Source organism: Trichococcus paludicola, assembly GCF_003052295.1.
Lineage (GTDB): Bacteria > Bacillota > Bacilli > Lactobacillales > Aerococcaceae > Trichococcus > Trichococcus paludicola.
Window position 1 is genome coordinate 358,391 of sequence record NZ_QBLC01000001.1, and the last position, 26,131, is coordinate 384,521.

General features: G+C 47.3%; 23 protein-coding genes and 1 other annotated feature. Of the genes, 20 read left to right on the forward strand and 3 right to left on the reverse strand.

Annotated elements, in window-relative coordinates:
• Nucleotides 1-42 precede the first annotated feature (42 nt).
• On the reverse strand, nucleotides 43-1,464 hold the full coding sequence (locus tag C7R56_RS01600; protein WP_107994879.1) for an MFS transporter: 1,422 nt from the start codon (nucleotides 1,462-1,464) through the stop codon (nucleotides 43-45).
• A 460-nt stretch (nucleotides 1,465-1,924) separates the two neighbouring features.
• On the opposite strand from C7R56_RS01600, the gene C7R56_RS01605 reads away from it, so the two are divergent.
• The 14 genes from C7R56_RS01605 to C7R56_RS01670 all read left to right on the forward strand — a co-directional run bounded on the left by C7R56_RS01605 (nucleotide 1,925) and on the right by C7R56_RS01670 (nucleotide 16,392).
• Complete coding sequence (locus C7R56_RS01605; protein ID WP_107994880.1) at nucleotides 1,925-2,698, forward strand: IclR family transcriptional regulator; 774 nt, start codon at nucleotides 1,925-1,927, stop codon at nucleotides 2,696-2,698.
• A gap of 256 nt (nucleotides 2,699-2,954) precedes the next feature.
• Nucleotides 2,955-3,602, forward strand: a complete 648-nt coding sequence (locus C7R56_RS01610) for a bifunctional 2-keto-4-hydroxyglutarate aldolase/2-keto-3-deoxy-6-phosphogluconate aldolase (protein ID WP_107994881.1) — start codon at nucleotides 2,955-2,957, stop codon at nucleotides 3,600-3,602.
• A gap of 43 nt (nucleotides 3,603-3,645) precedes the next feature.
• Nucleotides 3,646-5,061 carry a glucuronate isomerase gene (gene uxaC, locus C7R56_RS01615; protein ID WP_107994882.1) on the forward strand — a complete coding sequence of 472 codons (1,416 nt, stop codon included), beginning with the start codon at nucleotides 3,646-3,648 and terminating at the stop codon, nucleotides 5,059-5,061.
• Between the two features lie 33 nt (nucleotides 5,062-5,094).
• Nucleotides 5,095-6,150: a mannonate dehydratase gene (uxuA, locus tag C7R56_RS01620; RefSeq protein ID WP_106448980.1), complete on the forward strand. Its 1,056-nt coding sequence runs from the start codon at nucleotides 5,095-5,097 to the stop codon at nucleotides 6,148-6,150.
• A gap of 18 nt (nucleotides 6,151-6,168) precedes the next feature.
• Complete coding sequence (locus C7R56_RS01625) at nucleotides 6,169-7,014, forward strand: SDR family oxidoreductase (RefSeq protein WP_106448979.1); 846 nt, start codon at nucleotides 6,169-6,171, stop codon at nucleotides 7,012-7,014.
• A gap of 99 nt (nucleotides 7,015-7,113) precedes the next feature.
• Nucleotides 7,114-7,962 (forward strand): HAD family hydrolase, encoded by an 849-nt coding sequence (locus tag C7R56_RS01630; RefSeq protein WP_107994883.1) that lies wholly within the window; start codon nucleotides 7,114-7,116, stop codon nucleotides 7,960-7,962.
• A 54-nt stretch (nucleotides 7,963-8,016) separates the two neighbouring features.
• Nucleotides 8,017-9,759 carry a glycoside hydrolase family 3 protein gene (locus C7R56_RS01635; RefSeq protein WP_107994884.1) on the forward strand — a complete coding sequence of 581 codons (1,743 nt, stop codon included), beginning with the start codon at nucleotides 8,017-8,019 and terminating at the stop codon, nucleotides 9,757-9,759.
• Nucleotides 9,760-10,233: 474 nt separating this feature from the next.
• Nucleotides 10,234-11,097: an AraC family transcriptional regulator gene (locus C7R56_RS01640; RefSeq protein ID WP_107994885.1), complete on the forward strand. Its 864-nt coding sequence runs from the start codon at nucleotides 10,234-10,236 to the stop codon at nucleotides 11,095-11,097.
• A gap of 5 nt (nucleotides 11,098-11,102) precedes the next feature.
• The gene (locus C7R56_RS01645; RefSeq protein ID WP_107994886.1) at nucleotides 11,103-12,278 is read left to right on the forward strand and encodes a Gfo/Idh/MocA family protein; all 1,176 of its coding nucleotides are present in this window, start codon (nucleotides 11,103-11,105) and stop codon (nucleotides 12,276-12,278) included.
• Nucleotides 12,279-12,297: 19 nt separating this feature from the next.
• Nucleotides 12,298-13,311, forward strand: coding sequence for a Gfo/Idh/MocA family protein (locus C7R56_RS01650; protein ID WP_107994887.1), 1,014 nt, complete (start codon nucleotides 12,298-12,300; stop codon nucleotides 13,309-13,311).
• The gene (locus C7R56_RS01655) at nucleotides 13,304-14,167 is read left to right on the forward strand and encodes a sugar phosphate isomerase/epimerase family protein (RefSeq protein WP_107994888.1); all 864 of its coding nucleotides are present in this window, start codon (nucleotides 13,304-13,306) and stop codon (nucleotides 14,165-14,167) included. Before C7R56_RS01650 ends, C7R56_RS01655 begins: the two co-directional genes overlap by 8 nt.
• Nucleotides 14,168-14,245: 78 nt before the next feature.
• Nucleotides 14,246-15,328 (forward strand): Gfo/Idh/MocA family protein, encoded by a 1,083-nt coding sequence (locus C7R56_RS01660; protein WP_107994889.1) that lies wholly within the window; start codon nucleotides 14,246-14,248, stop codon nucleotides 15,326-15,328.
• Nucleotides 15,329-15,478: 150 nt separating this feature from the next.
• Nucleotides 15,479-16,183, forward strand: coding sequence for an NAD(P)H-dependent oxidoreductase (locus C7R56_RS01665; protein ID WP_107994890.1), 705 nt, complete (start codon nucleotides 15,479-15,481; stop codon nucleotides 16,181-16,183).
• Nucleotides 16,184-16,209: 26 nt separating this feature from the next.
• Entirely contained in the window at nucleotides 16,210-16,392 is a 183-nt protein-coding gene (locus C7R56_RS01670) for a hypothetical protein (protein WP_107994891.1), read from the forward strand.
• Nucleotides 16,393-16,452: 60 nt separating this feature from the next.
• Here the strand turns inward: C7R56_RS01670 and C7R56_RS01675 are convergent, their stop codons facing one another.
• Both C7R56_RS01675 and tyrS read right to left on the reverse strand, forming a co-directional pair.
• Nucleotides 16,453-16,992 (reverse strand): GNAT family N-acetyltransferase, encoded by a 540-nt coding sequence (locus C7R56_RS01675; protein ID WP_107994892.1) that lies wholly within the window; start codon nucleotides 16,990-16,992, stop codon nucleotides 16,453-16,455.
• A gap of 1 nt (nucleotide 16,993) precedes the next feature.
• Complete coding sequence (gene tyrS / locus C7R56_RS01680; protein WP_107994893.1) at nucleotides 16,994-18,256, reverse strand: tyrosine--tRNA ligase; 1,263 nt, start codon at nucleotides 18,254-18,256, stop codon at nucleotides 16,994-16,996.
• Between the two features lie 70 nt (nucleotides 18,257-18,326).
• Nucleotides 18,327-18,542, reverse strand: a binding site (T-box leader).
• A gap of 319 nt (nucleotides 18,543-18,861) precedes the next feature.
• On the opposite strand from tyrS, the gene C7R56_RS01685 reads away from it, so the two are divergent.
• From C7R56_RS01685 to rsmA, 6 genes are all read left to right on the forward strand, one after another.
• Nucleotides 18,862-20,199, forward strand: coding sequence for a C40 family peptidase (locus C7R56_RS01685; protein WP_107994894.1), 1,338 nt, complete (start codon nucleotides 18,862-18,864; stop codon nucleotides 20,197-20,199).
• Nucleotides 20,200-20,650: 451 nt separating this feature from the next.
• A complete protein-coding gene (locus C7R56_RS01690) occupies nucleotides 20,651-21,418 on the forward strand; it encodes a MerR family transcriptional regulator (protein ID WP_107994895.1) in 768 nt (255 codons plus the stop codon).
• Between the two features lie 189 nt (nucleotides 21,419-21,607).
• Entirely contained in the window at nucleotides 21,608-23,626 is a 2,019-nt protein-coding gene (gene metG / locus C7R56_RS01695) for a methionine--tRNA ligase (protein ID WP_107994896.1), read from the forward strand.
• A gap of 114 nt (nucleotides 23,627-23,740) precedes the next feature.
• The gene (locus tag C7R56_RS01700) at nucleotides 23,741-24,523 is read left to right on the forward strand and encodes a TatD family hydrolase (RefSeq protein WP_107994897.1); all 783 of its coding nucleotides are present in this window, start codon (nucleotides 23,741-23,743) and stop codon (nucleotides 24,521-24,523) included.
• The gene (gene rnmV, locus C7R56_RS01705; RefSeq protein WP_107994898.1) at nucleotides 24,520-25,119 is read left to right on the forward strand and encodes a ribonuclease M5; all 600 of its coding nucleotides are present in this window, start codon (nucleotides 24,520-24,522) and stop codon (nucleotides 25,117-25,119) included. The genes C7R56_RS01700 and rnmV overlap by 4 nt, the downstream gene beginning before the upstream one ends.
• Complete coding sequence (rsmA, locus tag C7R56_RS01710) at nucleotides 25,116-26,015, forward strand: 16S rRNA (adenine(1518)-N(6)/adenine(1519)-N(6))-dimethyltransferase RsmA (RefSeq protein WP_107994899.1); 900 nt, start codon at nucleotides 25,116-25,118, stop codon at nucleotides 26,013-26,015. The genes rnmV and rsmA overlap by 4 nt, the downstream gene beginning before the upstream one ends.
• Nucleotides 26,016-26,131 lie beyond the last annotated feature (116 nt).

A 26,131-nucleotide genomic window follows, 5' to 3' on the forward strand; every position in this document is an offset into this window, starting at 1 on the left:
GGAAGTAATGATCCGGTTGGGATTTTTTTTGTCGTGGATGGGTTATTCTTCGTCGCGGCCTAAAGCGACTTGCATCTCTGCAACTGTTTTTCTGTCCAAGTTGAAGATGAACTTGAAGCAGATGAAGATCAGGATATAGCCAATCAATGGGAATAGGGCAGCCATATCCCGGATGGCCAGTGAGTTTTCGGCGGTCCAAGTCACCGGATTCTTGACATCCAATGTAGGAATCAGGATGGCGATGGCTGCAGGGATGAATGATTGGCCGAAACCTTGTGCGACTTTACGCAGCATGGAATAGGTTGCGTAGACCGAACCTTCATTACGGATGCCGGTCTTCCATTCTTGAAAATCGATCGCATCAGCAACCATACCCCACGTGTAAATCGTCAAACCGAATGCGAAGCTGTTTGCGATGATCTGCATCGCGATCCAAAGAATCGGGTTTGTGATTTCGACCAAGTAAAGGAAGGCATAAACTGCGATGGAGCCAATCAATGGCCAAGTGGATAATTCCTTTTTGCCTAGTTTTCCGACCAATACGCCACCGATAGCAGTACCCACGAACAATGGGATAACTTGCGTGAGGATGGAGTAAGAACTCAAGGTTCCGTCCCCGAAGTACATCTGGTAAGTCAATTGGTGCAATTGGTTCCCACCCATGATGAACAGGATCTGCGCGATGGAAGCAAGAGCGATACCCAGAATTGCGCGGTTGCGGAAGAAGTCTCTTAATGTCTTGAAATAGTTGAATTTCACTTCTTCGCCTTCAACCTCTACGTGTTGGATGCGTTCTTCCGTATTCAGATAAAGAAGCGCAAAGGCTATGATGGAAACCACACCCAAAATGACAGCAATCGGAAACATTCTTTCGCCGCGGAAAATACTGGCTGTTTGGCCGTTTTTTGTGACCTGTTCGTAAGCGAACATCGGAATCAGGATGCCTAGAGGAACACCGGCGATGATGTATCCCCAAGAACGTGCATTGGATAGAGCAGCGCGTTGTGAAGGTTTGGAAGTCATAACAGAGCTTAAGGCGCCGTAAGGTACGTTAACGACTGTATAGGTGACATCCCATAATATGTAGCCACCGATACACAAGCCAAGTTTGGCAGGATAGCTCCAATCGGCTGCGTCGATGAACATGACGGTTGCTGCCAATGCTAAGAAAGGAGCCCCGCGGAGAATCCATTGCTTGAATTTTTCGCCTTTTTTGTTTGCACCCATACGGTCGACGATCGCGCCGATGATCGGATCATTGATGCCATCGAGGATTTTTGTGATCAGAATGACGATGGAATAGTGGGCCAATGAAATCCCGATGTACTGTGTGTAGAAGATGAACATGTAGCTGGAAATTAGCGTGAAACTCATATTGCAGCCGAAGTCGCCCATGAAATATCCGAGTAGGTCACGGAATCCGAATGGACGTTTTGTAGCGCCGGTTAACTGATTTTGAGCCATTTTTAAAACTTCCTCCCATAAAAGATTATTTTTGATAAGAAGAGTGAAAATAATAATAACGGAAATAATATATCACAATATGAAACCACTTTTCTTAATCTGATATGAGTATAGTGAGAAAACGCATTCAAGTCAAAGAAGATGAGGAGAAATGATCCAAAATAAAGACAGGCTTGTCAAATTTCTGACATAATCCTCAGCGTTTGCTTCCATAAGAAGACACAAAAGCTGTCCGTCGTGAATGTGTGTATCTGTGCCTGGATATAAATATTTATGGAAATATCACTCAGGGGGCTTATCATGGTTTATTTTGTTTGCTATAATATCACAATATGAAACGGTTTCCCGTTTAGTGAATCCAAACGCTGATTTTTGATTAGACAAGCATGGAAAATGGAATGGTATACAAAGATTTTATAAGGTTTGAGACTATATTTTGAAAAAAAGGATGATCAGAAAAATGGTGCAAAAAGAAGAAACAAACACAAGCCCGAAAGTGCAATCGATAGATCGGGCCTTATCGATTTTGGAAACATTGGCGGACTATCCGAGCCTCAGCCTGATGGAGTTGAGCGAAAAAGTCCACCTGCATAAAGCAACGACCCATCGTTTGGTGAACTCTTTGATGGAAAATGGCTATATCGACCGCAATCCTGATACCAAGCAATATCGTATTTCCTTGAAGATGTTCCATCTCGGGAACAAACGTGTCCACAACATCGACTTCTTGAATGTGGCCAAAAGCATGATCCGTCAGTTGTCGGATGATACGAAACAGACCGTGCATCTGGTTGTGGAAGACAATGATGAAGTTCTCTACATCGATAAGTATGGTGAGTCCCGCGGCGTGCGGATGCAATCAAAGATTGGTACGAAAGCGCCGCTTTATTGCACTGCCGTCGGGAAAGCACTTCTGAGCACCCGTCAAAATGCTGCCGTCCGTGAATATTGGGACAGTATCGTGCCGGAACAGAAGACCGGACGCACAATCACCACTTATGAAGATCTCGTCAATGAACTGGATGAAATCAGAAGAAATGGTTACGCCCTTGACGATGAGGAGTTTGAAGAGGGTATCGTTTGCATTGCTGCAGCGTTTTCTAGCGCAAGGGAAGTTGCCGCAGGAGCGATCAGCATCTCCTTGCCATTGTCCGACATGGTTGATAAAGACTTCTACACCGGAAAAATTTTGGAGTATTCCACAAAAATTTCACAGTTGCTCGGTCACTTTTGATCCGTTCCGATCTGAGGCCGACACGGCAGTAACTCCCCACGAACCGCATGATACATGCGTTTGTGGGGAGTTTTTTGTATATCCTGTTGTTTTTTTATGGAGCCATTCAAGGGTACGCCACAAATTTTTCACAATTGGCCGCTCATTTTTATATTTCTGATGGAATTTCGTTGACATAAAAGATGGTAAATTCTATAATGAACTCGAGTTATGATACTGAGTTCCACAATGCGAAACCATGAATGGAGGATGACAAATGAGCGTCAAGAGAGATACCCTGGCTCAATTACAAGAGAATTACCTGTTTGCAGTCGTGCGCGGAGCTTCCGAAGAGGCAGGTTATGAAATTTCAAAAGCAGCTTATCAAGGAGGCATCAAGAACATCGAGGTGACATTTTCGACACCGGGTGCTGAAAATGTTATGCGCAAGCTGTCTGATGAATTCGCAGGAACGGATATGGTTGTAGGTGCAGGTACGGTATTGGATGAAGTCGCTGCGAGAATTTCAATCATGAACGGAGCGAAATTTATCGTAAGCCCTTCCTTTAATGAAAAGATTTCAAGAATGTGCAACCTATACACTGTTCCATATTTGCCTGGATGCGGTTCTGTTACAGAAATTCAAATGGCTTTGGAAACTGGCTGCGAAGTGGTCAAGCTTTTCCCGGGTGGTTTGTTGGGTCCTGGATTCATCAAAGACGTTCATGGTCCTATTCCTTGGGTTGACGTGATGCCATCAGGTGGCGTAAGCATTGAGAACATGGACAAATGGATCGCAAATGGAGCTTGGTCGGTCGGTGTCGGCAGTGCCTTGACACGGAACCTTAAAGAAGGCGGCTACGTGAGTGTAGCGGCTGCAGCTAAAGAATTTGCCGATCGATTGGCAGAAATTAAAGCACAATAATCAGTAGTATTTCAAAATAAAGCTCGGAAGGGGATTTCTTCACATGTCATTTATTCATGACGACTTTATGTTACAGTCCGAAACTGCCAAAAAACTCTACCACGAATATGCGGAAAACATGCCTATCTTCGATTACCACTGCCATTTGGTCCCACAACAAATTGCTGAAGACTATGAATTCGAAAACATCACGGAATTATGGCTGGGCGGAGATCATTACAAATGGCGCGCGATGCGTGCGATGGGAATTCCGGAAGAAAAAATCACCGGCAATGCTTCTCCTGAAGAAAAATTTGAAGCTTGGGCCTACACTGCTGAAAATGCAGTAGGGAATCCTTTGTTCCATTGGACAGCCTTGGAATTGAAAAAGTATTTCCATATAGAAGAAACACTTACCAGTGCCAACTGGAAGGAAATCTATGCGGAATGCAACCGCGTGTTGAAAGAAGAAAAGCTGACAGCGCGTACGTTGATCAAGAATTCCAACGTCACCTTCATTTGCACGACAGACAACCCTACGGATACATTGGAATGGCACAAAGCAATCGCTGAAGACGAGACATTTGATGTGGCAGTCGTTCCTGGTTTCCGTCCGGATGAAGCTTTCGCTATCCAAGACGCAGCTAAATTTGCTGGTTTCATCGGAAAAATGCAAGAGGCAACCGGCAAAGAAATGGCTACATTCGCTGAGTTGCTGGAAGGAATGGAAGAGCGGATCCAATATTTTGCGGATCATGGTTCGAACGTTTCCGACCACGGCTTATCCCAAATCTACTATGCTGAAGCCACGGATGAAGAGATTGAAGCCATCTACGCCAAAGCGATCGCAGGAGACAGCATTTCGGAAGCGGAATATGCAAAATACCAAACACGCTTGTTGGTGGAACTAGGCAAAATCTATGCTGCCAAAGACTTCGTGATGCAATTGCACTTCGGCGCCATCCGCAACAACAACAAGCGCATGTTTGCTGAATTAGGCGCGGATGCGGGCTTCGATTCCATCCAGGATCAACCGAACGTGTCCTACGCTTTGAACAATCTTCTTGGTGCAATGGACCTGACGAATGAACTGCCTAAATTCATCGCCTATAACCTTGACCCTACTTATTTCGACTTAGTGGGAACGGCAATCACGAACTTCCAAGTGAACGATAAAGGCATCAAGAGCAAAGTCCAGATGGGTTCCGGTTGGTGGTTCAACGACACCAAGTACGGCATGCTGAAACAATTGAAATCCTTATCCGAAGCAGGGTTGTTGATGAATTTTGTCGGCATGCTGACGGATTCAAGAAGCTTCATCTCTTATACGCGTCATGAGTATTTCCGCCGCATCCTTTGTGATTTCATCGGTGATCTCGTGGAACGTGGAGAAATACCGAATGATGCCAAGTTACTTGAAAAGCTGATCACGAACATATGCTACAACAACGCTGTAGCATACTTTGATTTTAAAAAATAAAAAAAATAAAAAAAGAAGAGGAAGTGTATTGCAATGGAAATGTCATTCAGATGGTACGGTCATGAGGACCCTGTTACACTGAAAAATATCCGTCAAATCCCTGGTATGAAAGGAATCGTTACTGCAGTTTACGATATCCCGGTTGGTCAATCTTGGCCATTGGAAAGAATCGAAAAATTGAAAGCGGACGTTGAAGCTGAAGGCCTATACATCTCTGTTATTGAATCTGTTCCGGTTCACGAATCCATCAAATTGGGTCGTCCAGACCGTGATCAATACATCGATGCATACAAAGAAACCTTACGTAACTTAGGCAAAGCGGGAATTCCTGTTGTATGTTACAACTTTATGCCAATCTTTGACTGGACTCGTTCCAACTTGGCATACGAATTACCGGATGGTTCAAATGCGTTGATCTTCGATGAAGAAGAAGTAAACAAAATGGACCCACGTACGCTTTCTCTTCCAGGTTGGGACGAAAGCTACACTTCTGAAGAATTGAACGCTTTAATGGATGAATACAAAGAAGTTGACGAAGAAAAACTATGGGAAAACCTAGAATACTTCATCAAAGCAATCATGCCTACAGCTGAGGCAGCCGGCGTGAAGATGGCTATTCACCCTGATGATCCTCCATACAGCATCTTCGGATTGCCGCGTATCATCACTGGCGGAGAAGCATTGAACCGTTTCATCAAATTGTACGACAGCGAATACAACGGCGTTACCCTTTGCGTAGGTTCATTCGCTTCAGATCCTAAAAACGATGCAGTGGCTATCCTGAAAGATATGCTTGCTAAAAAACGTGTGAACTTCGTGCATGCACGTAACGTGAAATTGGTCGGCGGACGTTCATTCCAAGAATCTGCTCACTTGTCCGAAATGGGATCCATTGATATGTATGAAGTAGTAAAAGCTTGTGTGGAAGGCGGCTTTGAAGGTGCAATCCGTCCTGACCATGGCCGTATGATCTGGGGAGAAACTGGTAAACCAGGTTATGGTTTGTATGACCGTGCGCTAGGTGCAACTTACCTGAATGGTTTGGAAGAAGCAGTGAAGAAAAACTTAAAAGCTCAAAAACAACAATAAGAAAGAAGGAACATCACCATGACAAGCCCATTCGTACATGATTTTACCGATAAAGTAGTAGTAGTAACAGGTGCAGGCGGCGTTTTATGTTCTTACTTCGCGAAAGAATTCGCCAGAGCAGGCGCTAAAGTAGCCCTTTTGGACTTAAACTTGGATAACGCACAAGCATACGCTGACGAAATCGTAGCTGCAGGCGGCATCGCTAAAGCATTCAAAGCCAACGTATTGGAATTGCCAAGTCTGCAAGCAGCTAAAGAAGCTGTCGTAGCCGAATTAGGCGAAGTGGATATCTTGGTCAACGGAGCAGGCGGCAACAACGCGCGCGCAACAACCGACAACGAGTACCATGAAACTGATCTGCCTGAAGGAACAAAAACATTCTTCGACTTGGAACAAAGCGGCATCGAATTCGTCTTCAACTTGAACTTCTTGGGTACTGTATTGCCTACACAAGTTTTTGCTAAAGACATGGTTGGCCGTCCAGGCGCTAACATCATCAACATCTCAAGCATGAACGGTTTTACACCATTGACCAAAATCGTTGCTTATTCAGGCGCTAAAGCTGCTATCTCCAACTTGACTGAATGGTTGGCTGTCCACTTTGCGCACGTAGGTATCCGCGTCAATGCGATTGCTCCTGGTTTCTTGGTTTCAAAACAAAACCAAGCGCTATTGTTCAATGAAGATGGCACACCGACACCTCGTACAGGCAAAATCCTGAACGGCACACCAATGGGCCGTTTTGGCGAACCGCATGAATTGATCGGCGGCTTGCTGTTCTTGGCTGACGATAAAGCTGCAAGCTTTGTGAACGGCGTTGTATTGCCGATCGATGGCGGCTTCAACGCATATTCAGGCGTATAATTTTAGGTAATTGAATAGGGCAGATAGAACGAAATGTGTTGCACAGTTCTTCTCTATCTGTCTTTTTTTCACGTTGATATCAAGTTAGGAGAGAAAAATATGTCTACACACCCAACACAATTTACGAAACAAAAAAAATTCCTAGTATGTGTCGACTCCGACGGTTGCGCGATGGATACGATGAACGTGAAGCATGAACGTTTCTTCGGTCCTTTGGCAGCGGATGAGTATGGCATCAAAGATCGCGAAACTTTCTTGGCTGACTGGAACCGCATCAACCTGTTTTCCAGCACACGCGGTATCAATCGCTTCAAAGCATTGGTATTGACGTTGATTGAAGCGCAGGAAAAAGGCGAAGACATCGGCGATATTACGGCACTGACCGATTGGGCAAACAATGCGCCATCCTTATCGAATGCTTCCCTTGAAGCGGAGATCGCGAAAGCGACTTCTGCTGATTTGGAAAAAGCTTTGGTATGGAGCAAGAAAGTCAACGAAGGCATCGAAACCGAATTGGCGGGCGAAGACAAGCCTTTCCCTGGCGTTCTCGAAGGATTGACAAAAATCCATGGCCTGACGGATGTCGCAATCGTGAGCTCAGCCAACAGCGAAGCTTTGAACAGCGAATGGAACAGACACAATCTGATGCCGCAAGTTGACGTAGTCTACGGACAGGAAGTCGGCAGCAAAGCGGACGCAATCGCTGATCTGTTGACGAAAGGTTATGCAGCGGACGAAATTTTGATGGTCGGCGACGCACCTGGAGATGAACAAGCGGCAGCGGTGAATGGCGTATTCTATTATCCGATTCTTTTCGGAAAAGAAGAATTCTCTTGGGAACGCCTGAGCAATGAAGCGATCGAGAAATTCCTGAACAAAGAGTATGCAGGAGCATACCAGGAAAAAGTTCTTGGGGAATTCCATGCCTTATTGGCTCAATTCGATTAACAGCCATTCCAAGATTTGCAAGTTAGGAACATTACGTTAACAGGAGGAAAAAAAGTGCCAAAATTAGTTGATTTAAAAGCAAAACCGTACAATCTGAACGACAAACAGGTCGGTTGGGTAAACGAAACGATCGCTGGTATGACGGATGAGGAAAAAGTGGGACAACTGTTCACGAATCTTTTCTTCTTCGGTAACGATGCCTTCTCAGGGAACGACTTCACAAACAAAGAAATCATCGAAAAATTCCATATCGGAGCTGCACGCTATCACGGCAATTCAAAAGAAGATATCCAAGATTTATTGAATGATTTGCAATCCATGTCCAAAATCCCTCTATTGGTGGCTGCCAACTGCGATGCAGGCGGAAACGGTGCTTGTGGTGAGGGTACGTACATCGCTTCTGGCGCACAGTGTGAAGCTGCAGGCGACCCGCAAGTTTCTTATCATGCAGGCTTGGTTTCTGCCCGTGAAGAAAAAGCTTTAGGCGTCAACGTCAACTTCGACCCATGTGTGGACATCCTTTACAACTGGAGAAACACAATTGTCAATACACGTGCTTATGGTACGGATGCAGAAACAGTCATCAAATACACAAATGCGTATTTGGATGGATTGACTGCTGAGAATGGCGAAAACATGGAAGACGGCGTTATCCAATGCATCAAGCACTTCCCAGGAGACGGAACAGAAGAACGCGACCAACATCTGGTGTTGGGAATCAATGAATTGAGCCCTGAAGAATGGCGCGCTTCATTCGGTAAAGTTTACCAAAACCACATCGATCGCGGTGTTGAAATGATCATGGCTGGACACATTGCAGTCCCTGCTTTGCAAAAAGAATTGAACCCTGCTTTGGAAGACAAAGACATTATGCCGGCAACGTTAGCGGAAGAATTGATCCAAGATGAATTGAAGGGCGAACTGAACTTCAATGGCCTTGTCATCACCGATGCAACGCACATGCTGGGCATGACATCGGCTATGCGCCGCGAAGACTACGTTCCAAAAGCAATCGCTGCTGGTTGCGATATGTTCCTGTTCTTCAACAACATCGAAGAGGACTTCGGTTTCATGTTGAAAGGCTACCAAAACGGCGTCATCACGGAAGAACGTTTGACTGATGCTTTGCGTCGTATCTTGGGCTTGAAAGCTAAATTGCATTTGCCTGAAAAACAAGCAAACGGCACATTGTTGCGTACGCGCGAAGACTTGAACGTCATCGGCTGTGAAGAACATCTGCAATGGAGAGCGGAAGCGGCTGATAAAGGGATTTCTTTGATCAAAGATACCCAAAACAACTTGCCGATCAACCCTGTTGATCACAAACGCATCCGCTTGTACATTTTGGAAGGCGAAAAGGGCGGAATCAACGATGCCGGTTCAGCAACGCAACAACTTTTCGTTGATGAATTGACAAGCCGCGGCTATGAAGTGACCGTCAACGAACGCGGCTCCCGCGTAAAAGGCGCCACTTTGAAATACCGTGATGAAGTGGATTTCGCTTTGGAAGTTTCTGACATCGTCGGCTACGGCGCTCAAAACAACTACCGTATCCAATGGAGCACGGCCATGGCCAACGAAGTTCCTTGGTTTGTTTGGGAAGTTCCGCATGCATTCGTATCATTGAATTTCACGACACATCTGCATGATGCGACAATGGTGAAAACATTCATCAATGCTTATCACAATAACCAAGAAACAATCAAACAAGTCGTGGACAAACTAGAAGGCAAATCCGAATTCAAAGGCGGCCACAACGACCTGGTTTGGACAGATAAATGGCAAGCAAAATTATAGGAGGATACGATGAATCCCGGGTAGAAACCGAGCACTAAGAGGACAACCACAAAGCGGACGTTTTTTGTCCGTGTGTGGTTGTCAGCTTAGGCGCAGGTTTCTGGGATTCAGAGTTCAACTAAAACAGAGTGTGATGATTCGCGTTTAGATACCCGGAAGTTGGAGTGAACAGTGGATGTCCACCTCTCTTGTGGACATCCACTGTTTGCGAAACGGGAGCGGTATCTGCGAATCAGAACCGTTCTACAGGATACGATGATTCGCATTCAGTGACTATCCAACCAATGTGCCATTTTGTTCACAAATCACCCAAAACACTGCTGCACCAAGTGAAGTCGAGAAAATTTTTTCTCGACTTTGTTTTTTCGAACAACAATAAGCACTCTCAGTCAATTATTTTAAAAATGTAAGCATTTCAGGACATTGAATTGTAACCGCTATTATTTTATACTCTAAAGTGTCAAAGAGAGGGAGGTGACACGTATCATTGAAAAATTGTTGATCGGATATCACGTCAAAGGACAAGCCTATGCCCTTGACTTCCATACACATCCGCAATATGAAATTTTCCTGTTCCACGGCGGAAATTGCCGATTCCTGGTCGGCAATAAAATCTATTACCTTCAGCCCGGCGACTTGCTGATGATGGATGGGATGACGGTTCACCGTGCCTACGTAATCGGCGACAAGGATGCCTATGAACGCAGCATTGTCCATTTCGATGCCGATTGGATTGCACCTTTACTGAATGACCTGAACATTGACTATCTTTTGCGATTCTTTACTGAAAATCGCAATGGTCTCATTCGGACTTTCCGAAAGAAGGATGAACTCCTATTGGAAAATGCTATCCGGGAAATGAATCATTTGCAGCAATTGGACCAATCCTATGCAAATGAAGCGAAACGCAAACTGGCTTTAATCCAGTTGCTTCTGATGATAGATTCTTCAACGGATAAGATTGTAGAAAAAGGACAAGCCTATGTCGATGAAAAGACACAGATAGCGGAAAAGGTTTCGGAATACATTTTCAGGCATTACCGTGATTCGTTCAATATCGATGATATCGCCCAAGCCCTTAATTTGAGCAAATCCTATTTGTCCCATGCTTTCAAAGAAATCACAGGAAACACTATCATGGCTTATGCGATGGGATATCGGCTATCACAAGCGTGCACGGCATTATTGATGGAGCCATCCAAATCCATCAAAACGATTTCCGGCGAATGCGGTTTTGAAAGCGATGCCCATTTCAGCAGATATTTCAAACAGAACATCGGCAGTACACCCAGTAATTACAGAAAAAACAATAGAATCAGCATACAAAAAGGAGAATGATGAGAATGACAGAAAAAGTGAAATTAGGAATTATTGGTTATGGTGCAGAAGGCGGCATGTACGCAGGGTTCTTCAAGAACAACGATGAGCGACTGAACGACAACATCGAGTTGGCAGCAATCTGCGACAACGATCCGGCTAAAAAAGCGAAAATCGCCGAAGATTTCCCTGGAATGCCTTTCTTCGACAACTACCTGGATCTTTTGGAATCGGGTATTGTAAACGCAATCGTAACGACAGTCCCGCACTATGACCACTGCATGATGGGCATCGCGGCACTTGAACGCGGCATCCATTTGTTGGGCGAAAAGCCGGCAGGTGTTTATACGAAAGATGTGGAACGATTGATCGAAACATCGAAGAAATACCCGGAAACGACTTTTGCGATCTTCTTCAACCAACGCACAAACCCGCTTTACCGCAGAGTGAAACAATTGATGGATGAAAAAGCGATCGGCGAGTTGCAGCGCGCCACTTGGATCATCACAACTTGGTGGAGACCGCAAGGCTACTACAACCAGAGCGCATGGCGTGCAACTTGGGGCGGAGAAGGCGGCGGCGTACTTGTGAACCAAGCTCCTCACCAATTGGATCTGCTGCAATGGATCTGCGGAAAGCCTGAAAAAGTCTACGCGAAGCTTCAATATGGTGCTGGACGTAACATCGTCGTCGAAAATGAAGTGAACGCACTCTTGGACTTCGGCAACGGCGCTACCGGTTCATTCATCACCTGCACAAACGACATTGTCGGGACGGACCGCTTCGAAATCTTTGGGACGAAAGGGAAAATAATCGTCGAAGATTCGAAGAAACTGATCGTGAAACAATTGACCGCTCCTGAAGCTGAACTGTCCGAAAACATGGACATGCAGGATGTCATGAAACTCTTCATGGGACAAATCAAGATGGAAGATTACGTAAAAATCACCGAAGAAGAGTTTGTTACTCCACAAGGTCTGCAGCACATTTCTGTGTTGAATAATTTTGCCGATCATATCGGAAAAGGGGAGCCTTTATTGGCCAACGGCGAAGAAGGTATCAATGGTGTTACTCTGGCGAATGCGATGCACCTGTCCTCTTGGTTGGATAAAGAAGTGGACTACAATGTGGACGGCGACCTGTATTTGGCAGAGCTGAACAAACGCATCGCTGAAGAAGGAAAATTCGAACAAAGAAAATAAGAAAGTGACGTGATCAGAGATGTTAAGAGCGGCAATAATCGGATTAGGGGATGTATCGCCTGTCCACAAATATGCTATCGATGCCAGCGACAACGGTGAATTGGTTGCGGTCTGCGACGTAAATGAAGCCTTGAAGAGCAAATATCCTGATGTGCCTTTTTACACAGACGTAGAAACGATGTTGGAAAAAGAGGGATTGGATGTTGTACATATCTGCCTGCCGCACTATCTGCATTATCCGATCACGAAACTCTGTATTGAAAAAGACGTGCACGTTTTCCAGGAAAAGCCCTTAGCCTTGGATTATGAAGAAGGCTTGAAGACGCTCGCCTTGGCAGATGGAAGCAACAAGAAAATCGGCGTGTGTTTCCAGAATCGCTACAACGAAACGTTTTTGGAACTGGGAAAATTGCTCGCGGACGAGAACGTCGGGGCAGTGACAGCGGTGAAAGGACTGGTGGCATGGCATCGGCCTGAAACCTATTACACCACCAAACCATGGCGCGGTCAGATGGAATTTGCCGGCGGTGGATCGATCATCAATCAGGCCATCCACACGCTTGATCTGATGCAGGTCCTGGGCGGGGAAATCGACCGCTGCAAAGCCAGCCTGTCGAACATCACGGACTATGACATCGAAGTTGAGGACACTGCCGTCGCGAATTTCACATTCAAAAACGGCGCCCGCGGTTTCTATATGTCGACCAATGCCTATGTCGAGAATTCCAGCGTAGAATTGCAGGTCATCACCGAAAAGGCAAAATTCACGATCAAGGACAACTGTTTGTATCGTTCGAACAGTTCCGGAGAAAAAGAACTGCACCTGCAGGACACGCCGTTGCAAGGGACGAAATTTTACTACGGTCCGAGCCATTCTGCCCTGATCCAGCGTTTCTACAACGCGATCGAAGCGGACACGGATGATTATGTGACGGTCCGGGATGCCTTGCCGGCCATGCTGATGATCGATGCGATGAAATTATCATCAAAAGAAAAGCGTACAATCGAAATGGAGGAAATTATACATGTCTAAAGTTAAGATAGGTGTACAAGCGTCAACAATCAAGAAAAGTTTTGAAGAAGTAGGGCCTTACGAAACGTTGAAGAAATTGCATGAAATCGGATACAACTCGATCGAAATCTCTCAGGTGGCGACAACGCCCGAGAATATCGCCCAAATCCAAAAAGCGACGGCCGATTTTGGAATGGAAATAGCATCGATGACTGCTGCTTTGAAGCCGCAGATGCCGGGCGGCGAATCTTTGACGACCGACTACGACAAAATTGTGGCTGACTGCAAAGCGGTCGGTACGGATCTGTTGCGCATCGGCATCTTGCCTTTCGATGCGATGGCCAGCTTGGACAAAGTGCTGGAATTCTGCAAGGATGCGAACGAAGTGACCCACAAGCTGAAAGAAGATGGCATCACTTTGTACTACCATAATCATCACATCGAATTCCGCAAATACGACGGCAAATTCCTGTTGGACATCATCCGCGAAAAAGCGCCGTTGTTAGGCTTTGAATTGGATGTCCACTGGGTGCAGCGCGGCGGAGCCAATCCGCTTGAAGTCATTAAGGACTACAAAGGCAAAGTGGAACTGATCCATCTGAAGGACTACCGCATTGCAGCGATTCCGGATGAAGCTTTTGATGCGCTATACAAAGGCGAGCATGCGAAATTCATGGCTGCTTTCACGGATGTCATCCAATTCGCTGAATTGGGGACAGGCAGTCTGCCTTTGAAGGACATCATCGAAGAAAGCATCGCTTCCGGCGTGCGCTACCTTTTGGTCGAACAGGATGACACGTACGGTGTGGATCCGTTCGAAAGCCTGAAAATATCCCGTGATTATCTGTTGGAATTGGGTTACGGAAACCTGTTCTGATCAATCGGATGAAGAAGTTCGGAGGAAATTCTCTTCGGACTTCTTCCTATATAAATGAAAACTATGGAGGTCTTGCGAGTGGGAAATAAAGATGGAATGAATTATGCCCCGAAAGGGAAAGTCAATCGGGTAGTGGAACCGGGAGCATTCAATGTCGGCGTAACGGCATTGGACCACGGGCACATCAATGGCATGACGAACGGCCTGATCGAAGCCGGCGCCACAATCAAATATGTGTACGATTCGGATGCGGGAAAGGTAGCGAATTACTTGGAATCTTTCCCGGATGTTGCGGTCGCCGATTCATTGGAGCAGATCCTGGAAGATCCGGAAATCCAATTGGTCGCGGCGGCGGCAGTGCCTAATTTGCGCAGTGCTTTAGGAAACCGCGTCATGCGGGCAGGAAAAGACTACTTCACGGACAAGACAGGCTTCACGACACTTGAACAACTGGAAGAGACCAAAAAAGTCGTAGCAGAGACCGGGAAAAAATATTGGGTCTACTTCAGCGAACGCCTGCACGTGGAAGGAGCTGTATTTGCCGGCCAACTGATCGAAGAGGGCAGGATCGGCCGCGTCATCCAAGTGACCGGATTCGGACCGCACCGTCTCGACAAGGAGAAACGTCCGGATTGGTTCTTCAAAAAAGAACAGTACGGCGGCATTTTGGCCGACATCGGCAGCCACCAGATCGAGCAGTTCCTTCACTATACGGGTAATACCGATGCGAAAGTGCTGCACAGCAAAGTCGGGAACTACAACAATCCGACTACGCCCGAGTTGGAGGACTATGGTGATGCCACGCTCGTCGGCGATAATGGCGCAACCTTCATCTTCAAAGTCGATTGGTTCACGCCGGACGGACTCGGAACATGGGGTGACGGACGCACGTTCATCACAGGGACCGAAGGAACAATCGAAATCCGCAAATATATCAACGTGGCGACCGAACAGACTGGCGATCACCTCTTCCTGGTGACGAAGGATGGCGAGGAGCATTACTCATTGGCGGGCGAAGTCGGGTTCCCGTTCTTCGGCGAAATGATCTTGGACTGCATCAACCGCACCGAAAATGCGATGACGCAGGAACATATCTTCAAGGCGCAGGAATTATGCCTGAAGGCGCAGGACCAAGCACTGATCATTACCGCAAACCTATAATACAATATCCCTTCCTTTGCATCCGGATTAAGCGGATGGTGAGGGAAGGGATTTTTGTTGGTTTTGGACAGGATGAGCGTGCAACTTGAACTCTGGCCGGCAGCTTGTTATGATTCGGATGAAGAACTATTGAGTGAATGAGGTGAAAGGATGCAAACAGTGATCATAGTCAGCCACCCGACGCTGGCTGATTCCAACGCGCAAAGGTTTCTGTGGGAAAGTCTTCCGGCTGAAGGGGTGACTTGGCACCATCTCGAATCGGTTTATCCGGATGGACAGATCGATCGGGAGGCCGAGCAACAGCAATTGCTCCAGTATGACCGTATAATCTTCCAATTCCCGTTCTATTGGTACAGCTCGCCTGCTTTGTTGAAGCAATGGCAGGATGTCGTCCTGACTGAAGGTTTCGCCTACGGAGCTGACGGAAGCAGGCTGTCGGGGAAAGAATTCGGCCTCGTTCTGGCCCTTGGTGTGAATGAACGCGAATACCAAGCGGGGGGCAGGGAAGGCTTCACGATTTCGGAACTGACCCGGCCGTTTCAGGCGATGGCAAGGAAATGCGGCATGGTGTACTTGCCGACGCTCGTCGTTTCGAAGTTCGATTATCTGAGCGACAGCAAGAAGAAAGAATTGCTGATCGCTTATCAGCAATACCTGACCAAAGACAATGACGCCAGTCTCAAGACTTCAGAAAATTGGTTCAAACTCCAACTGCAGTCGCTCGGGAAAGCGGGACTTTCCGAAGCGGATCAGCAACTGGTGGAGCATCTGCTTACCGTTTTGGAGGACAACCGCGAGCACTTGGATGATCTGGCGTGGACGTTGGCGCAAATGGAAGGCAATCAGCTGGGATAAAGGCAAAGGCAAAGCGGGGGGTGACAATGGAGACTGAAAATTGGGTGCAGAAACAACTGGACCATTTAGTGGAAGCAAGCAAGGATTACCGGCAAAAAGCGCTTTTTCAGGAAACGAAGAAGCTTTTCCAGGAGCAGCATCAACGGATGGAACAGATGGAGGGCGAACTGGACGGGCGGATGTGGAGCCCGAAAGAGTGGTCGAATTAGGAAGCGCAAAAAAATAGAGGACAGCTGAGGAAGTGTTCAGCTGTCCTCTATTTGTGTTGTCTATCGTTTTGGTGCGAGGGGATATTGGTAGACGTAGTCGTCCATTACGAAGCCGCCTCCGATGGGGGCAACGATGGATTCCGTGCGCACAAAACCGTATTTTTCATAGAAAGCGATCGAACCTTCATTGTATTTGTTGACGGTAAGCTCCAGGACTTTTTTCTGTTCCCTGATGGCCAGATCGACCATTTTCTGCAGGATCTGATAGGCGTAGCCTTGTCCGCGGGCTTCCTGTAGCAGGTAGAGCTTGCTGATGAACAGCTTGTCGTCCTGTAATTGGATAGCCAAGTAACCGGCGGATTGGCCCTCGCTTTTGATGAGGAAATAATCCAATTTGCCTGTTTCGATATCCTCTTCCAGGTTTGCTCTGGATTGGATGTTCTCCAACATATAGGTTACCTGCGCTGGTCCCAGGATCGGCAGATAGTACTCATGCCAGATGATGTCAGCCAAGCGGGACAGTTCGTTGATTTGCTCCATGTTCTCGACCGGTTCCAACCGGAGTGCGGCTTCGCGCGAAAAGAGTTGTGGGGTTGTCATATCAAGCCACCAATTTAACCAGGAAATATTTCTTTTTGCCGCGACGTACTAAGATGAAGCGGCCTTCGAAAGAATTTTCGGCAGTGATGACGAATGCCAGATCCGTGACTTTGTCGCCATTGATCGAGATGGCGCCGTTTTGGATGTCTTCGCGTGATTGACGGCGTGATGGTTCGATGCCGAGATCGACCAGCCAAGTGACCAATTCCTGTTCCTTCAGGTCGGATTCGAAAGTCGGCATATTTTTGAAGCCTTCAGCGATTTCATCGGCAGTCAATTCCTTCACTTCGCCGGTAAACAGGGCTTCGGTGATCTTGAGAGCGTCCGCCAAGGCCTGTTCGCTGTGGACGAAGCGCGTCATTTCCGATGCCAATATTTTTTGGGCTTCGCGTTTGTGCGGCTCTGTTTCCACTTTTTCAGTCAGCGCATCAATTTCTTCCTTCGAAAGGAAAGTGAAGTATTTTAAGTATTTGATGACATCACGGTCGTCCTGGTTCACCCAGAATTGGTAGAATTCGTAAGGTGTTGTTTTCTTAGGGTCCAACCAGACAGCACCGCCGGCAGTCTTGCCGAATTTCGTTCCGTCCGCCTTCAGCATCAACGGAATCGTCAAACCGAAAGCTTTTGCTTCCGCGCCTTCTTTTTTGCGTATCAGATCCAAACCGGCAGTGATATTGCCCCATTGATCCTGGCCGCCGATCTGAAGGTTGACGCCTTCATTCTGGAAAAGATGCAGGAAGTCCATGGACTGTAGAATTTGGTATGTGAATTCCGTGAAGGAAATGCCGGTATCCAGACGACTGGCTACGATATCTTTTGCCAACATCGTATTGATGTTGAAATTTTTGCCGAAGTCGCGCAGGAAATCCAACAGCGTCAAATCTTTGGTCCAATCATAGTTATTGACTAGACGGATGTCAGCTGAACTGTCGGACAAGAATAGTTTCTTCATTTGAGAGGTCAAAGCATTTGCATTCTCGACGACCTGATCCATCGATTGCAGGACACGCTCTTCGCTCTTTCCGCTTGGGTCTCCGATCGATCCGGTCGCTCCGCCGATCAGGATGACTGGCCTGTGTCCGGCCAATTGGAATCTCTTCAATACGATGAAGGGAATCAGATGTCCGATATGCAGGCTGTCACCGGTAGGGTCAACGCCGCAATAGAGGCCAATCTGCTCATCCTCCGTTAATTTGCGTAGACCTGCTGCATCCGTTTGTTGGTTGATGGCGCCGCGCCATTCTAATTCATCGATGATATTCATGTGCTTCATTCCTTTTCTCATAAATTTATATGCAAAAAAATCCCTGTCCAGACAAGAAAATACTTGTTTGAACAGGGACGATAGTTACCGTGTTACCACCCAGCTTGCAGAATCATCCCGAAATCGGAAAGACTTTGCCACTCTGACATGTATCGTATGCCGACCGCTTATGCGCATAAGAAAGCTCCAAAGTGTAATTCGAATCCAGGCTTGCATCAGCTTCCACCAACCGCTGACTCTCTGAAGGACAAAATCCCGATTCTACTGTCTTTTTCATCGCTTTTTATTGTATTGGTTAATTGCCGTAAGTATAGCGCAGTAAAACTTTAAATGTCAACAGTGACAATGAAAAAAGTAATGTTGCTGAAATGTTACAAAAGGGGGAGGTGCATGAAATATTACTGATGGCGCTGATTTGGACACATTAGGGGAATCGTTTTACAGAATTGTTACAGTTAGGATACAACTTGACGAAACCGAGTTAAACGAAAAAAAACTATGTTATGATTCATTATGTTGATGAATCTTAAGGAAAACTATAAAAAGTTAAAAGATATATAAGAATTATAACTAACTACAATCGAATGTAAGTGGAGGAATTAGACTTGAAGAAGAAATTAGTGGCTATCGCATTAGCAGGTACGATCCTTGCAACAAGTATAGTAACGCCTTTTACAGCGCAAGCAGATGAAATCTTAACCAAAATCCAACAGCAAGAAACAAAAATTTCTGAATTGGACAGCAAACAAAGTACGGTAGAAGAAAACTTGTCTGCAATCACTGCAGAAGTTGATGCAGCCGAAAAAAGAGCAGAGACTTTATTGGCAAACCGCGTAAAGACACAAGATGAGATTGTTGCTTTACAAGAAGATATTGCCGAATTGCAAGTTGTCATCGCGCAACGCGAAGAGCAATTGGATGAACAAGCAAGATCTGTTCAAGTGAACGGTTCAAACGAAAACTACTTGAACTTCATCGTATCATCAGAATCCTTCACGGATTTAGTATCCCGCATCGATGTTGTATCAAAAATGGTTTCTGCCAATAAAGAATTGGTAGAACAGCAAGTTGCGGATCAAAAAGCTGTTGAAGACAAGAAAAATAAAACAGAAGATAACTTAAACGAAATCAATGCAATGGCCATGGAGTTGGAACAACTTAAAGGCGATCTGCAAGTGAAGAGAATCGAACAAGAAAGCGCAGTTGCCGCTTTGGCTGCTGAAAAAGCAACAGCTGAATCCGACCGTGAAATGTTCTTGGCACAAAAAGAAGAAGCTGATCAACGTGCTGCCGCAGAGGCTGCTTCCATTGCCGCCGCTGAAGCTGCCGCAGCTACTGTAGCTGCAACAGTCGCACAAGCAAGTTCAGAAGAATCTTCTGCTGCTGCTTCATCCGTCGACATTGCATCAAGCACGGTTGCAAGTTCCGAGTCAGCAACAACTGCTAGCTCAGCTCCTGCTCAAACAGTTGCCGCTGCACCAGTTGTTGAGAGTGCACCAGTTGTGTCTGCTCCTGCAGCAGCTGCACCAGTCGTCAGCGCACCCGTTGTGGCTGCGCCAGTCGTGACTGCACCGGCATTATCAGCACCAACAGGCGATGTTGTTTCCATTGCTGCACAATACATCGGGGTTCCTTATGTATGGGGTGGAAAAACACCATCAGGCTTTGACTGCTCAGGCTTCACTTCTTATGTTTTCAGACAGGCATACGGCATCGAAATCGGTGGCTACACAGTTCCTCAAGAAAACTCAGGTACGCAGATTGCTGTATCAGCCGCACAAGCGGGAGATTTGATTTTCTGGGGTTCAAGAGGCGCGACTTATCACGTAGCTATCTACGTAGGCGGCGGACAATACATCCACGCTCCAGCACCAGGCCAAACCGTTACTTATTCTTCTTACAACCTTTCCGGCGCATCATTTGCCGTACGTGTTGCAAGATAATCCGAAATTCACGACAGTCCTCCGGGGCTGTCTTTTTTTGCATAATGTAGGAAAGAATAAAATTTCTGTACTCAAAAGTGCATCACCATAGGTGTTTCACAGGATAGCAAAATGTTTCATGCGTCCCAAATTGTTGGCTAGCTTCACGGGTTAGCCCTTCGGAAAGGGTAAAGGAACCTCTTGTCTCTGCGAGCCAAGACATACTGTTCGACTAACCTGCTGACGCAGGAAGTCTCTCAGCAATTGCGCTCTGCGATGCTCATTTGCATGGGACTCTTAGGGGTTCATCCCTTAGAGTCCCAGTATAAGGTGACCGTAGGGAACGTTGCGAGGCCAGATTTCCTAAATTTCTTTCAGGGCTGAACGAACCCGTTCAGCTTTTCTTGTACAGGAATCTGTTGACCTTGACGCAACGTCAAGGTGTATGATGAAATCATCGGAGGGGATAGGTATGGAATACACGATCCAAAAATTGAGCCGGCTGGCCGGCGTAAGCACGCGGACGCTGCGCTTCTATGATGAAATCGGCTTGCTGAAGCCCAAACGCACCAGTTCCTCGGGCTACCGCATCTACGGTGAAGCGGAGGTAGACAGGCTGCAGCAGATCCTGTTCTTCAAGCAGCTGTCCTTTGCGCTTGATGAGATCAAAGCAGCGATGGATGACCCAGCCTATGACGCGGAACGATCGTTGGTCGCGCATAAACAGGCGTTGTTGGAGAAAAAGGCAGAAATCGAATTGCTGATCAAAACGGTCGAGGCTACGCTGGATGAAAAAAGAGGAGGAAAAAAGATGAGCGACAAAGAAAAATTTGAAGGCTTGAAAAGGGAACTGCTCGACGAGAACGAAAGCCGCTACGGGCAAGAGAACCGCGAAAAATACGGCGAAAAGACCATTAAGGCTTCAAACAAAAAATTTGCGGGAATGAGCGAAGCGGATTTTGACGCGATGCAGGAGCTGGCCGTGCGCCTGCAGGAGCTGCTGACCGAAGCGATGGCTACAGGGGATGCCGGCGGAGAGGCTGCCCTTGCGGTTGCTGCGCTGCATAAACAGTGGCTGAGCTACACTTGGCCGACGTACTCCACGGAAGCGCACCGCGGGCTGGCCCAGATGTATGTCGATGACGAACGGTTCACGGCATACTACGACAAAGCATCGGGCGAAGGGGCCGCCGCCTTTTTGCGGGATGCGATCCACAACTATACTGAAAAAGCTGAATGATGCTGGAAAGGCCGGGAGCGGAACGTTGCTTTCGGTTTTTTTGTGCGTGGATCCGGAGTTGTAGGCGATGGCGGGAGGTTGCTGCTTGTTTCGAATTTCGCGCCCCAACCCTTGACTTTTGTGGTAGAATGGTACGGTAAGTTGCGTACATTCGCAAATAACTTAGAATTCAGGGAGGCGCACTCATTCGTGGCTAAAGAAAAAAATACATTTTATATCACTACTCCAATCTATTATCCGAGCGGTAAGCTCCACATCGGTAATGCGTATTCCACAATCGCATGCGATGTAATGGCGCGCTATAAAAAACTGATGGGATTCGATGTGTTCTACCTGACCGGTTCAGATGAGCATGGGCAAAAAATCGAGAACAAAGCTGCAGAATTGGGCATCACACCGAAAGAATATGTCGACGGCATGGCCCAGGATATGCAGGATCTGTGGAAACGTCTGGACATTTCCAACAACAAGTTCATCCGCACGACTGATGATGATCATGTGCAGGCTGTTCAGCAGATTTTCGAACAATTATTGGCACAAGGTGACATCTATCTTGGCGAATACGAAGGCTGGTATTCCGTTTCCGACGAAGAGTTCTTCACGGAAACCCAATTGGCTGAAGTTTACCGCGATGCCGACGGAAAAATCATCGGCGGGGTTGCTCCGAGCGGCCATGAAGTCGAATTGGTGAAAGAGGAGTCCTACTTCTTCCGCATGAGCAAATACGCGGATCGCCTGTTGGCTTATTACGATGCGCATCCTGATTTCATCCAACCGGAATCACGCAAAAACGAGATGGTCAACAATTTCATCAAACCAGGCCTTGAGGATCTGGCTGTATCACGGACGACCTTTACCTGGGGGATTCCCGTAAAGAGCAATCCGAAGCACGTGGTCTATGTTTGGATTGATGCATTGGCGAACTACATCACTGCCTTGGGTTATGGTTCGGCTGATGACTCGCTTTACCAAAAATATTGGCCGGCTGATGTGCACATGGTCGGAAAAGAAATCGTCCGCTTCCACACCATCTATTGGCCGATTATGCTGATGGCACTGGATCTACCGCTTCCGAAGAAAATTTTCGGACACGGTTGGTTGTTGATGAAGGAAGGCAAAATGTCCAAATCCAAAGGCAATGTTGTGTATCCGGATATGTTGGTGGACCGCTTCGGGTTGGATGCTTTGCGCTACTATCTGATGCGCGAAGTGACCTTCGGCAGCGACGGCATCTTCACGCCGGAAGACTACGTGAACCGGATCAATTATGATCTGGCGAACGACCTGGGCAACTTGCTGAACAGAACAATCGCCATGATCAATAAATATTTCGGAGGGAACATCCCAGCGGCGCTTGCAGCGGAAACGGCTTTTGATGCGGAGCTCAAAGCGATGGCGGCGGAAGTGACCGAGAATTACCAGAAGGAAATGGACAACATGCAGTTCAGTTCTGCCTTGTCCGAAACATGGCGCCTCATTTCACGCGCGAACAAATACATCGATGAGACGGCTCCATGGGTCTTGGCGAAGGACGAGTCCAAGCAAGCGGAGTTGGGAAGCGTCATGTCGCATTTGGCGGAAACGTTGCGCGTCGTCGGCATTCTCCTGTCTCCTTTCATGACGCAAGCACCTTTCAGGATGTATGAACAACTTGGATTGGACTTCGAAAAACAAGGCGCTTGGGAAAATGTAGCCTTCGGAACATTCCCGGCGGACGTGAAGGTAGTCGAAAAAGGCACACCGATCTTCCCTCGTCTCGTTACGGAAGAAGAAGTCGCCTACATCAAGGAACAAATGGGCGGAACAACCCCAGTGGAAGAGGAAACAGTCGCGGCCGAGTGGGATCCGACGACTACCGTACTGACTTCTGAAAAAGAAAAACAGATCAAATATGAAGACTTCGATAAAGTCGAGCTGAAGGTTGCTGAAGTCATCGATTGCCAGAAGGTCGAAGGCGCGGACAAATTGCTGAAATTCCGTCTAGATGCGGGTGACGAAGGTCATCGCCAAATCCTGTCCGGTATTGCACAATGGTATCCGGATCCTGCGTATTTCATCGGCAAAAAAGTCATCATCGTCGCTAACCTGAAAGCGCGCAAGATGAAGGGTGAAATCAGCCAAGGAATGATCCTTTCTGCTGAAAAGGATGGCGTGCTTCAAGTCATACTTGCACCAGAATCGGCAGCGAATGGTTCGACAGTGGCATAAAGGTTTTTGTGATTCAAGGAGCCTGGGACAGTTGTCCTGGACTCCTTTGTCCATTTTAGATGCAGAAGAATCAGGGCAGGCAACGGCCTTCCCGCAGGAACCGGAAAGGAATCTATGGATAAACTATTATTTGATACACACACGCATCTGAATGTGGACGCTTTTGCGGATGATGCGGACGCGGCCATCGAAAGGGCCCATGAAGCCGGTGTCGGAAGATTTGCGGTCGTGGGATTCGATGCGGACACAATAAAAAAATCGCTCGAATTGAGCGCAAAATATCCCGAAATCTACAGCATCATCGGCTGGCACCCCACTGAAGCAGCGACCTATACTGCGGCAGTGGAAGACAGCCTGATGGTCTTGCTTGAAGAGAAAAAAGTTGTTGCCATGGGCGAAATGGGCCTGGACTATCACTGGGACACTGCGCCGCACGATGTCCAAGCGAAAGTGTTCAGAAGGCAAATCGCGATCGCGAAAGAATTGGAACTGCCGATCAGCATCCATATGCGTGATGCCATCGAAGACACGTACCGCATTTTGAAGGAAGAGGATGTGCGCGACATAGGCGGCATCATGCACAGCTTCAGCGGTGACGTGGACTACATGAAGAAGTTTTTGGATTTGGGCATGCACATTTCAATCAGCGGCGTCGTCACCTTCAAAAAGGCGACGGAAGTCCATGAAGTGGCCAAAGCTGTGCCAATCGAGAGACTTTTGGTCGAAACCGATGCGCCTTACCTGGCTCCCGTTCCTTTCCGCGGAAAGCGAAATGAGCCGGCCTATGTACGCTATGTAGCCGAAAAGATTGCTGAAATACGCGGCCAGACATTCGAACAGATCGCGCTGCAGACAACCAAGAACGCAAATACATTGTTTGGGTTGGATGACAGATGAAAATAGAAGAGATCATAGTGGTTGAGGGGAAAGACGATACGAGACGGATCAAGCTGGCGGTTGAGGCTGATACGATCGAAACGAACGGATCGGCAATCAACGAAGAAACCTTGCAGCTGATTGCCCACGCGCAAGCGACACGCGGCGTCATCGTCTTCACCGATCCGGATTATCCGGGTGGGAAGATCCGGGCAACAATTGTGGAACGGATCCCTGGTGTCAAGCATGCGTTCTTGCGCAAGGATGATGCGCAATCCCCGAAAGGCGGAAGCCTTGGAATCGAGCATGCTTCTCCGGAAATCATCAGGGAAGCGCTGAAGAACATCTACACGCAAAGGCAAGCAGAAACGAGCGACATCGACAGGAAATTCCTGGATGAATGGCACCTGGTCGGACACGCTGACTCAGGCCGTTACCGGGAGTTGCTGGGGGATGCGCTTGGGATTGGCCATACGAACGGGAAACAGTTGTTGAAACGCCTGCGTATGTTCCAATTGGAAAAAGAAGCTGTTAACGCAGCGATGACGACCATTTTGAAAGAACTGGATGAAAAGGATAGCCTGACCGCTTTGCGGCAGGAGGAGGAAAATAAATGAGCGGATTAGAATACCATAAGGATATAGCAACACCGAGCAGAACGAACGCCATCTTAAAAAAATACCATTTGACCATGAAGAAAAGCTTGGGCCAAAACTTTTTGGTGGACCCGAATATATTGACGAAGATGGTTGCTGCAGCGGGCATAGATGAAAACACCAATGTCATCGAGATCGGGCCCGGTATCGGAGCCTTGACGGAACGACTTGCCAGAGAAGCCAAAAAAGTAGTGGCGTTTGAGGTGGACAGACGCTTGGCGCCGATCCTGAAGACGGAACTTGCGGAATACGATAATATCGAAATTATTTTTCAGGATATTCTGGAAGCAAATGTTCCGCAAGTCATCGAAGAGCATTTTGAACCGGCCGAACGATTAGTGGTGGCAGCGAATCTGCCTTACTATATCACGACGCCGATCATCATGAATTTCATAGAGACTGATTTGCCGATCGACACGTTTGTGATGATGATGCAAAAAGAGGTCGCGCAGCGTATGACAGCCAAACCTGGAACGAAAGCATTTGGTTCATTGACGATTGCGATCGACTACTATACTGAAGCCGAGATTGCCTTCATCGTTCCGAAAACCGTTTTTGTGCCGCAACCGAATGTCGATTCGGCAATTCTGAAGCTGCAGCGCAGAGCGGAACCTAAAGTCAAGGTTACGGATGAGGCGTTCTTCTTTGATTTGGTGCGCGCCGGGTTCAATCAACGCAGAAAAACACTCTGGAACAATCTGCAATCCCGCTACGGCAAAACGGATGAGGTCAAGGCAGCTTTGACAGCCGGACTTGAAGAAGCCGGCATCGAGCCTTCAAAACGGGGAGAAGCCCTGAGCATCGAACAATTTGCGGACTTGGCGAATGCCTTGGTCAAATATTTGGACGTTCAATAAACTATCAAAAGATGACCTGATATTTTCGCATCTTGAGGCACGATCGGTACGGAGGCATCACCTTCCGGATCCCGTTGCGATGGGAAGGTGATGCCTTCAAGCTGCAATTTTCCGAT